The organism is Caulobacter sp. P1_B12_2 (assembly GCF_056406675.1).
Genome location: NZ_JBFTZS010000130.1, coordinates 1 through 10,516, shown reverse-complemented (window position 1 = coordinate 10,516; position 10,516 = coordinate 1). Strand labels below are relative to the sequence as shown.

At 69.0% G+C, this 10,516-nt stretch carries 9 protein-coding genes and 1 pseudogene; 2 read left to right on the top strand and 8 right to left on the bottom strand.

The features are described 5' to 3' along the window. The 3 genes and pseudogenes from AC1DZ6_RS10220 to murC form a co-directional block, all read right to left on the bottom strand. Positions 1–429 (bottom strand): annotated as a pseudogene (locus AC1DZ6_RS10220) (peptidase M28 family protein); the annotation flags it as partial. A 255-nt stretch (positions 430–684) separates the two neighbouring features. Next, complete coding sequence (murB, locus tag AC1DZ6_RS10215; protein WP_477097072.1) at positions 685–1,587, bottom strand: UDP-N-acetylmuramate dehydrogenase; 903 nt, start codon at positions 1,585–1,587, stop codon at positions 685–687. Beyond that, entirely contained in the window at positions 1,584–3,002 is a 1,419-nt protein-coding gene (gene murC, locus AC1DZ6_RS10210) for a UDP-N-acetylmuramate--L-alanine ligase (protein WP_477097071.1), read from the bottom strand. The genes murB and murC overlap by 4 nt, the downstream gene beginning before the upstream one ends. Positions 3,003–3,041: 39 nt before the next feature. Here murC and AC1DZ6_RS10205 point away from each other — a divergent pair, with 39 nt between their 5' ends. Both AC1DZ6_RS10205 and AC1DZ6_RS10200 read left to right on the top strand, forming a co-directional pair. Then, positions 3,042–3,563: a hypothetical protein gene (locus tag AC1DZ6_RS10205; protein ID WP_477097070.1), complete on the top strand. Its 522-nt coding sequence runs from the start codon at positions 3,042–3,044 to the stop codon at positions 3,561–3,563. Between the two features lie 86 nt (positions 3,564–3,649). After that, the gene (locus AC1DZ6_RS10200; protein WP_477097069.1) at positions 3,650–4,243 is read left to right on the top strand and encodes a DUF1579 domain-containing protein; all 594 of its coding nucleotides are present in this window, start codon (positions 3,650–3,652) and stop codon (positions 4,241–4,243) included. Positions 4,244–4,264: 21 nt separating this feature from the next. Here the strand turns inward: AC1DZ6_RS10200 and murG are convergent, their stop codons facing one another. From murG to AC1DZ6_RS10175, 5 genes are all read right to left on the bottom strand, one after another. Then, positions 4,265–5,350: an undecaprenyldiphospho-muramoylpentapeptide beta-N-acetylglucosaminyltransferase gene (gene murG / locus AC1DZ6_RS10195; protein WP_477097068.1), complete on the bottom strand. Its 1,086-nt coding sequence runs from the start codon at positions 5,348–5,350 to the stop codon at positions 4,265–4,267. Positions 5,351–5,410: 60 nt separating this feature from the next. Continuing rightward, the gene (ftsW, locus tag AC1DZ6_RS10190) at positions 5,411–6,577 is read right to left on the bottom strand and encodes a putative lipid II flippase FtsW (protein WP_477097067.1); all 1,167 of its coding nucleotides are present in this window, start codon (positions 6,575–6,577) and stop codon (positions 5,411–5,413) included. Positions 6,578–6,777: 200 nt separating this feature from the next. Beyond that, on the bottom strand, positions 6,778–8,196 hold the full coding sequence (gene murD, locus AC1DZ6_RS10185) for a UDP-N-acetylmuramoyl-L-alanine--D-glutamate ligase (RefSeq protein WP_477097066.1): 1,419 nt from the start codon (positions 8,194–8,196) through the stop codon (positions 6,778–6,780). Positions 8,197–8,209: 13 nt separating this feature from the next. Next, entirely contained in the window at positions 8,210–9,325 is a 1,116-nt protein-coding gene (gene mraY, locus AC1DZ6_RS10180; protein ID WP_477097065.1) for a phospho-N-acetylmuramoyl-pentapeptide-transferase, read from the bottom strand. Beyond that, on the bottom strand, positions 9,325–10,516 hold a 1,192-nt coding region (locus AC1DZ6_RS10175), incomplete at its 5' end, for a UDP-N-acetylmuramoyl-tripeptide--D-alanyl-D-alanine ligase (protein WP_477097064.1). The genes AC1DZ6_RS10175 and mraY, both read right to left, overlap by 1 nt.

Genomic DNA, 10,516 nt, shown 5'->3' with positions numbered 1-10,516 from the left:
GTCCGGCGCGGCGATCAGCTCGGCGTAGGTCTTGAACAGCGCGACCTCGGCCTCGATCCCGTTCGGGCCGGTCGGCACGGTGCGGCCCAGGCCGACGATGCTGAGCTTCAGCGGATACGGGGCGACCAGTTCGGCGCTCTCCTCGCCGCGCGTCCACGACGGCTTGGCGAATTCCTCGACCTTGATGTTGGTGAAGCCCAGGGCCTTGAACTTGGCCACGCCCCAGTCCTTGGCGCGGGCCATGGCGGGGGAGCCGACCAGGCGCGGGCCGATATTGGTGGTCAGGTCCTCGGTGACGTCCCAGGCCGTGCGGTCCAGCAGGGCCTTGTCGCGCAAGGCCTCGGCGGTCTTGGCGTCTTGAGCGTAAGCGGCCCCGGCCATCAGGGCGGAAACGGCGGCGGCGGTCAGCAGAGTGCGGAACAGGCGCATGGAGACTCCCTCGTTTGGGTCGTTCTCATAGCACCGCTCGGAGCCCAGAATAGGCAACAACCGGATGAACTATCGGTAACCTTTGGCTTTGCTCGGCTTGCGCTCACACCCTCCCAAAACCCGCTCATCCCGGCGAACGCCGGGACCCAGATCCCATGGTGTTGAATCTGATTGGAAAAGCTCTGAGCCAGAGGAGCCCGCCACACCGCCATTCCATCTGGGTCCCGGCATTCGCCGGGATGAGCGGTTGAAAGGCTACGCCCGCCCGATGCGCTTGATTTCCCAGTCCAGCTGCACGCCGGTCTTGGCCAGCACGTCGGCGCGGACCGTGTCGCCCAGGCCTTCCAGGTCGGCGGCGGTGGCCTCGCCGGTGTTGATCAGGAAGTTGCTGTGCAGCGGCGAGAACATCGCCCCGCCGTACAGCCGGCCGCGCCAGCCGGCGTCGTCGACCAGTTTCCACGACGAGTGGCCCGGCGGGTTCTTGAACGTCGAGCCGCCGGTCTTCTCGCGGATCGGCTGGGTGGTCTCGCGACGCTCGGTGATAGCGCGCATGCGGGACTTGATCTCGGAGGGCTCGTCTGCGGTCCCTTCGAACACAGCGTCCAGAACGATCTGGACCTCGCCGTCCTGCAGGGCGCTGTGACGGTAAGTGTAGTGCAGATCCTCGACCGCCAGTTCGCGCACCTGGCCGGCGCGGTCCATCACGCGGACGGACTTCACGACGTTGACAGTCTCAGAGCCATAGCATCCGGCGTTCATGATCACCGCGCCACCGATGGTGCCCGGGATGCCGGCATAGAATTCCAGTCCCGCRATGCCGGCATCGGCCGCCTTGCGGGCCAGGATGGCGTCGGGCACGGCGCTGCCGGCCTTGATGCGGTTGTCGCCCAGGGCCTCGACCGTGTTGAAGCCCTTGCCCAGCCGGATCACCACGCCCTCGACGCCGCCGTCGCGGACCAACAGGTTGGAGCCCACGCCGATGGCCAGCACCGGCACGGCCGGGTCCAGGGCCTTCAGGAAGTCGCTAAGATCCTGCTCGTCGGCCGGCAGGAACACCACGTCGGCCGGACCGCCGACCCGGAACCAAGTGAACGGCGCCAGGGCCTCGTCGACCAGCAGCTTGCCGCGAACGGCGGGGAGTGCAGCCTTCCAGCTCACTTCGCCAGCGCTTCCAGTTGCCCCGGCAGGGCGTAGGACCAGTTCGTGATGTCGCCGGCGCCCAGCAGCACCACCAGGTCGCCCGACTGCGCCTCGGCGGCGATCAGGGCCGGGAGGGCGGCGGGGTTTTCCAGGGCCAGGGCGCGGCGGTGGCCGAACTTCTTGAGGCCTTCGACCAGGTGGTCCTTGTCGACGCCTTCGATCGGCTGCTCGCCGGCCGTGTAGACGTCGGCGACGATCACTGTGTCGGCGTCGTTGAAGCACGAGCTGAACTCGGTCATCAGGTCGCGCAGGCGAGTGAAGCGGTGCGGCTGGACCACGGCGATCACCTTGCCGGTGCTGACCGCGCGGGCGGCCTTCAGCACGGCGGCGATCTCGACCGGGTGGTGGCCGTAGTCGTCGACGACGCGGATGCCGTTGGCCACGCCCGTGGTGGTGAAGCGGCGCTTGACCCCGCCGAAGGCCGCCAGGCCGGCGCGGATGGCGTCGGCGTCGACGCCCAGCTCGCGGGCCACGGCGACGGCGGCGGTGGCGTTGAGCACGTTGTGATGGCCGGCCATCGGCATCTTCAGGCGCTCGTAGAGCACGAGGTCGCCCGACAGCGGCGAGATCAGGATGTCGAACACGGCGCCCTCGGGGCCCATCTCGATATTGCTGACGCGGACCTCGGCCTGCGGGTTGGTCCCATAGGTCACCAGGCGGCGGTTCTCGATCCGCGAGGTCAGGGCCTGGACTTCCGGGTGGTCGGTGCAGACCGCCGCGAAGCCGTAGAACGGGATGTTCTCGATGAAGTCCTGGAAGCCCTTCTTCACCGCGTCGAAGTCGCCCCAGTGGTCCAGATGCTCGGCGTCGATATTGGTGACGATGGCCACGGTGGACTTCAGCTTCAGGAAGCTGCCGTCGCTTTCGTCGGCCTCGACCACGATCCAGTCGCCCTCGCCGACCTTGGCGTTGGTGCCGTAGGCGTTGATGATCCCGCCGTTGACCACGGTGGGGTCCAGGGCGCCGGCGTCCAGCAGGGCCGCGACCATCGAGGTGGTGGTGGTCTTGCCATGGGTGCCGCCCACAGCCACTGAAAACTGAAGTCTCATCAGCTCGGCGAGCATCTCGGCGCGGCGCACCAGCGGCAGGCGCTTGTCGCGGCCGGCGGCCATCTCGACATTGTCGGCCTTGATCGCCGTGGAATAGACGATGGCCGAAGCGCCTTCGACATTGGCCGCGTCCTGGCCGATGAAGATCCGCGCGCCCAGCTTCTCCAGCCGCTCGGTATTGGCGCTGGCCTTGGCGTCGCTGCCCTGCACGGTGTAGCCGATGCGGATCATGATCTCGGCGATGCCGGACATGCCGATGCCGCCGATGCCGATGAAGTGCACGGGGCCGAGTTCGAAGGGTACGGGGCGTCGACGCTGGATCATCTGGCTCGATTAGACGATTTGGCGACGGGGTGAAACGGGATGTTTGGTGCAGATCGCGTGGATTTCCGTCTGGGACGAAGCTTGGCTGGATTTGGAGCGAGCTTGGTTTGGGGCCTGACCGCCCTCGCCTCGCCCGCCTTGGCGCAGGCGCCGCTGGCGCTGCGCCTGGCCGACGTCGGCCGCTTCGCCGCCTTCGTGGACATGGGCGGCGTCGCCTGGACCGGTCGGACGGCACGCCTGCGCGTGCTGCAGGTGACCGAGGACGGCTTCACCGCCGGAGCCGAGGCCTTCTGGGGCGGCTGGCGCTACGAGGTGCTCGACTGCGACGCCCGCACCATCGCCCACGCCGGCTTCTCCAGCGTTCGTGTCGGCGGCAAGGAAGGCCCGATCAGCGGCGACCTGCGGCCTGCGGCGACGATCCCGGCGGGAAGCGCCGACGACGCGGTGGCCAAGGTGGTCTGCGACGGCCGGCGGCCCTATGCGGGCGTGGCGGTGGCGACCAGCCTGGAAGAGGCCGTCAAGCTTGGGCGACCGCTGATCGCCACCGGCGCCGAGCCCTGACGCCGCGTTTTTCGCAATCGCCCCCAAGTGCGACGTGGGATGGCCGCTATCCTCGGTGACGAACCTTCACCACCTGAGAGGTCGTCATGACAGCGAGCCCTCCGCTCCAGACCCGCCGCGGCGCGATTGCCGCGGGCCTGATCACCAGCGTCCTGCTCGGGGCGCATGCCGAGGCTAGCCCTCCTGGCCCGGACCCGAGCCAGGGAATCACCGGCGGCCCCGACGACTGGGCCTTCCTGGTCGGGCGCTGGAACGTCCAGCATCGGCGGTTGAAGACGCGGCTGGTCGGCGACACGCAGTGGGAGGACTTCGCCGGAACCTGCGTCAACTGGCCCCTGATGGACGGCGTCGGCAATGTCGACGACAACGTGCTGGAGCTGCCGAACGGGACCTATCGCGGCGTCGGCGTCCGCGCCTTCAACGCGCAGACGCGCCAGTGGTCGATCTGGTGGATCGACTCGCGCCTGGGCGGGATGGACCCGCCGGTCCGCGGCGGCTTCAAGGACGGGGTCGGCGTATTCCAGGGCGCCGACACCCACGAGGGCCGGCCGATCATCGCGCGCTTCCGCTGGTCGGAGATCACCGCCACTACCGCCAAGTGGGACCAGGCCTTCTCGACCGACGGCGGCAAGACCTGGGAGACCAACTGGCTGATGCAGTTCACGCGTGCGGCGGGATGAGCGCTGGAAGGGAAAGCCGCGTTAGCGCGCCGTCTTCTCCACCAGGTCCGCCAGCTTCTCGGCCGCGTCCGGCACCGCCACCTTGCGCGCGCCCGCCGCCATGCGGCCCAGGCGCTCGGGGTCCTTGAGCAACGCGTTCAGCGCCCCGGCCATGGCGTCGACGGTCAGTTCGTCTTCCAGGCAGACGGCTGCGCCGCCCGCCTCTTCCAGTTGGCGGGCGTTGAAGCGCTGGTGGTCGTCGGCGGCGATCTTCAGGGGAACCAGGATCGACGGGCGGCCGGCGACGGCCAGCTCGGTGCAGGTCGAGGCGCCGGAGCGGCCGATCACCAGGTGGGCCTGGCGCAGATAGCCGGCCATGTCGCGGAAGAACGGCGCGACCTCGTTGTCGACCATGGCGTTGCGATAGATCTTGCGGGCGCCTTCCATGCTTTCGGGACGGGCCTGCTGGAACACCTTCAGGCGACCGCGCATCTCCTCGGGCAGCTTGGCGACGGCCTCGGGGATCAATTCGGACAGCAGGCGCGCGCCCTGGCTGCCGCCGGTGACCAGGATGCGCAGCYGCACCTCGGGCGGCAGGTAGGGCACGTCGTAGAGGGCGCGGATCGGCGGCCGGACGGGATTGCCCACCACATGGGCGCGGGCCTTCACCGCCGGCTTGGCCAGCTCCAGGATCGGGAAGGCGCAGGCGACCTCGTCGACCTTGGGGGCCAGGTAGCGGTTCACGCGGCCCAGCACCGCGTTCTGCTCGTGGATCACGGTGGGGCGCTTCTGGGCCAGGGCGCCCAGCAGGGCCGGCAAGGCGGGATAGCCGCCGAAGCCCACGACCACGGCAGGGTCCAGCCGCTTGAACGCGGCCTTGGCCTGGTTCACGCCCTGCCAGACCGTGAAGCCGGCCTTGGCCATGCCGATGATGTCGCCGGACTTGGCGGTGGCGGCCGAGAGCGCCAGGCGCTCCTCGGCCGGGAACTTGTCGGCGTAGAGCGCGCCGCGCTCGTCGGTGGCCAGCACGATGCGCCAGCCGCGTCCGGCCAGGGTTTCGGCCAKGGCCTGGGCGGGAAACAGGTGCCCGCCGGTGCCCCCGGCGGCGACGACTGCCAGCTTGGTCATTGTGATGCGGCTCCGAAACGCGAGCGAATGACGGGCAAGGCGGCTCTCCTCAGGAGAATCTTAGGCCCCCGCCTGATCGAATTCTCCCGCCCCGCCATAGGCCCCCGGACGCTTGCGCGTCAACGCCAGGGCCATGCCCAGGGTCAGGCCCATGGCCAGCATCGACGAACCGCCATAGCTGATGAAGGGCAGGGTCATGCCCTTGGTCGGGATCATGTTGAGGTTCACGGCCACGTTGATGAAGGCCTGCTGGCCCACCAGCACGAACAGGCCCGAGGCGGCCACCTGCTCGAAGGTGTCGGTCAGCTTCATGGCCTTGTAGAGCCCGCGCACCACGATGAAGGCGAACAGGGTGATCAGCGCTAGCGAGAACACCAGGCCGTATTCCTCGGCGGCGACCGAGTAGATGAAATCGGTGTGCAGGTCGGGCACGTGGCGCTTCATCACGCCCTCGCCCGGGCCGCGCCCGAACAGGCCGCCGGCGTGGATGGCCTCGGCGGCGCGGGTGATCTGGTGGGTGTCGGCCTGGTCCGGGCTGAGGAACTTCTGCACCCGGGCATGGACGTGGTCGAACAGGAAATAGGTCGACATCAGCCCGCCGACCGCGACCGCGCCCAGGCCCATGATCCACGAGATCGGCACCCCGGCCATCCAGAACGCGGCCCCGAAGGCGATGGTGATCAGCACGGTCTGGCCGACGTCGGGCTGGATCAGCAGCAGGGCCACGGCGACGAAATACAGGAAGAAGGCGATCGAGACGCCCGGCACCCCCTCGCCCTTCTGGCCCTCGGCGAACATCCACGAGACCAGCACGATCAGGGCCGGCTTCATGAATTCCGACGGCTGGAAGGTGAAGCCGCCGATCAGCAGCCAGCGGGCCGCGCCCTTGGCGCTGTGGCCGATGAACGGCAAGGCCGCCATCACCCCGATGGCCGCCAGGTAGATGAAGAAGGCCGAGCGCCGGATGCCCTTGGGGCTGAGCATCGACACCGACAGCACGATCAGCGCCGCGCCCATGCCGAACACGCACTGACGCACGGCGAAATGGAACTGATCGTCGATGCCGATCCGCGCGGCGGCCGCCGGGCTGGAGGCGAACGACAGCAGCACGCCCACGGTGACCAGCATCGCCGTGGCGCCGAGCAGCCAGCGATCGGTCGTCCACCACCAGACGCCGAGCCGCGAACGGTCGGTGCGGGCGAAGGCGTGGGTGGTCTGGAACGTCATGGCCGGAGGGTCGGAGTTTAGGGTTAAGCGAGTGTTGTTGTAGCGCTTCTAAGCCGTGCGGCTAATGCTTGCTCCCACCTGACCGCTTCGCGGTCTATCCGTCCCCATAGGGGGCAGAGGACGAAACGCGGCTCCTCTTCCCCTTTGGGGTAAGACGGTCGCGCAGCGACCCGTAGGGGGCAGGTGTTAGCCGCCGAGACCTAAGCCCTCTTCGCCGCCGAAGCCGGAGCCTTGCCCAGCCCGTTGACAGCCGCGCGGAACGCCTCGCCCCGCTGCTCGAAGTCGGCGAACTGGTCGAACGAGGCGCAGGCGGGCGACAGCAGGACGATGGCTTCCTCGCCCGAAGCCGCGGCATCGGCATAGGCGGCCGCGACGGCGGTCTCGATGTCGCCGCACTGGCGCACCGGGGCCTTGCCTTCCAGGGTCTTGCCGAAGTCCTCGGCGGCCTGGCCGACCAGATAGGCGCCGGCCACGCGCGGGAACAGATCGACCAGGTCGTCGATGCCGCCCGCCTTGGCCACGCCGCCGGCGATCCAGTAGAACTTGGGATAGGACGACATCGCCTGGCGGGCGGCGTCGGCATTGGTGGCCTTGCTGTCGTTGACGAAGCGGACCTTGCCGAGCTTGCCGACCGTCTCCATCCGGTGGGCCAGGCCCGGGAAGCTCATCAGGCCGTCGACGGCCTGGTGCGCGGGGATCCCCAGGGCGCGGGCGGCGGCGAAGGCGGCCGCGGCGTTCTGCCAGTTGTGGCGGCCGGGCAGGCTGCGGGCCCGCAGCAGATCGACCATCTCGGTCACCCGATCGCCCGTGGCGTCGTACAGCACGCCCTGCAGGGCGTAGACGCCCCGGCCCATGGCCTTGCCGGCGCTGATCGGCCAGATGGTGCGGCGGTTGGCGGCGGTGATCTCGGTGCAGATCTGCTGGCACCAGGGATCGTCCACCCCGATGATCGCGGTGTCGCCCTTGCCCTGGTTCAGGAAGATCCGGCGCTTGGCGGCGATGTAGCCGTCCATGCCGCCGTGACGGTCCAGGTGGTCGGGCGAGATGTTCAGCAGCACCACGGCGTCGGGCTTGAGGCTGGAGGTCAGGTCCAGCTGGTACGAGGACAGTTCCAGCACGTAGACCGCGCCGCCGTGCATGTCTTCCAGGCCCAGCACGCCCTCGCCGATATTGCCGCCCACCCGGGTGTCGCGACCGGCCTGACGGCACAGGTGGCCGATCAGGGCGGTCGTGGTCGACTTGCCGTTGGTGCCGGTGATGGCGACGATCTTGGGCTTCTTGTGGTCGGGCGCCGCGTTCACCGTGCGGGCGAACAGCTCGATGTCGCCCAGCACCTCGACCCCGGCGGCCTTGGCCTTGCCGACCGTCCAGTGCGGCTTGGGATGGGTCAGCGGCACGCCCGGCGACAGCATCAGGGCGGCGTAGCCGCTCCAGTCGCTGGTCGACAGGTCGACGACGTTCAGGCCCTCGGCCACGGCCGCCTCGCGGCTGGCGGGCTTCTCGTCCCACAGCGCCACCTTGGCCCCGCCGGCGATCAGCGCGCGCGCGGCCGTCAGCCCCGTCCGGCCCAGGCCGAACACGGCAACGGTCTTGCCCTCGAAACCGCGGACCGGGATCATGGCGCGCCCCTTCCTATCTCAGCTTCAGGGTGGCGAGACCGACGAAGCTGAGCATCATCGCCACGATCCAGAAACGGACCACGACGGTGCTCTCGGCCCAGCCGAGTTTCTCGAAATGATGGTGGATCGGCGCCATCAGGAAGATGCGCTTGCCGGTCTTCTTGAAGTAGGCGACCTGGATCATCACCGACAGCGCCTCGGCCACGAACAGGCCGCCGACGATGCCCAGAACCAGCTCGTGCTTGGCGCAGACGGCGATCGAGCCCAGGGCCCCGCCCAGGGCCAGCGAGCCGGTGTCGCCCATGAAGATCTTGGCCGGCGGGGCGTTGTACCAGAGGAAGCCCATGCCCCCGCCGATGATCGCGCCGCACACCACGGCCAGCTCGCCGACGCCGGGCACGAAGTGCAGGTTCAGATAGTCGGCGAACTTGAAGTTGCCGACCAGGTAGGCGATCAGGCCGAACGTCGAGGCGGCGAACATCACCGGCACGATGGCCAGGCCGTCCAGCCCGTCGGTCAGGTTCACGGCGTTGGAGAAGCCGGCGATCGTGATCGCCGCGAAGGCCACGTAGAACCAGCCCAGATTGATCACCAGGTTCTTCAGGATCGGGAAGACCAGCGAGGTCTCCAGGCCCGGCGTCATCGAGGTCTTGGGCGCGAAGATGATCAGCGCCACGGCCGCCAGGATCGAGACGACGAACTGGGCGATCAGCTTCTGGCCGCTGGAGAGGCCGGCGGTCGTCTGCTTGGTGACCTTGGCGTAGTCGTCCATGAAGCCCAACACGCCGAACGCGGCGGTGATGCCCAGCACCACCCAGACGTGGACGTTGCGCAGGTCGGCGAACAGCAGCGAGCCGACGAACAGGCCGGCCAGGATCATGAACCCGCCCATGGTGGGCGTGCCGGCCTTCTCGGTGACGTGGCGGGCGATGCCGTCGGTGCGGATCGGCTGACCCTTGCCCTGCCGGGCCTTCATCCAGCGGATGAAGCGCGAGCCCATGGCCACGGCCACGATATAGGCCGTCAGCATCGACATGCCGGTGCGGAAGGTCAGGTATTTCAGCAGGTTGAGGACCGGCACATGCTCGTGCCCGCCCTGCGAGAGCCAATTATAGAGGAAATACAGCATCAGCCCTGTCCCACGAGGTCGAGCGCGCCGAGGGCGGCGGCCACGGCCCCTGCCTTCGATCCGTTCGAACCCTTCACCATCACCACGTCCCCCGCCCTCATCGCCGAGGCGACCTGGGGCGCGAGTTCGGCGGCGCTCTCGGCGTAACCGCCCCGCCGAGTCGGCGGAAGCGCTTCCCATAAAGATTTCATTAACGATCCGGCGCAGAACACCAGATCGATGTCGGCGGCCGTTATGGGGGTCGCCAGATCCGCGTGGAAACGAGGGCCCAGGGGGCCCAGCTCCAGCATGTCGGTCAGGACCACGATGCGGCGGCCGGCCACCTGGCGCGCGCCCAGCGTCGCCAGGGCGGCCTTCATCGAGACGGGATTGGCGTTGTAGCTCTCGTCGACCAGCGTGAAGGTCCCGCCAGGCACGCGGACCACGCGCTCGGCGCCGCGCCCCTCGATCGGCTCGAACTCGGCCAGGGCCGCCAGGGCGGTCTCGCGATCGACGTCCAGCGCTTCCAGCATCAGCAGCACGCACAGGCTGTTGAGCCCCCAGTGGACGCCGGTCTGCAGGATCGGGAAGTGGATGGTCTCGCCGCGCAGCACGGCGGTGATCTGGGCGCCGGTCGGGCCGGCGGCGAACACGGTCAACTGGGCGGTGAGCCCCTCGCCCGTGCCGAAGCTCCAGACCTGGGCGCCGGCCTTCTCGGCCTCGGCCTTCAGCAGGCCGAACCACGGATTGTCGGCGTTCAGCACCGCGACGCCGTTCGGCTGCAGACCGGCGAAGATCTCGGCCTTGGCGCGGGCGACGCCCTCCTCGCCCTCGGCGAAGTTCTCCAGGTGGACCGGGCCCACGGTGGTGATCGCCACGGCGTGCGGCTGAATGAACCGCGACAGGGGCGTGATCTCGTCGGCGTGGTTCATGCCGACCTCGAACACCGCGCGCTGGGTGTCGCGCGGCATGCGGGCCAGGGTCAGGGGCACGCCGATATGGTTGTTGTACGACTTGACCGAGGCGTGGGCCTTGCCCGCGCGGCGCAGACCGGCCTCGACGGCGCGGGTGACGCTGGTCTTGCCGACCGAGCCGGTGACCGCGCCACGCCGCGCCTGGGGCGCGCGCTCGCGGGCGGCGACGCCCAGATGCTCCAACCCCCGGAAGGTGTCCTCGACCAGCACCGCCGGCACGGCGACGGGCTTGGAGATC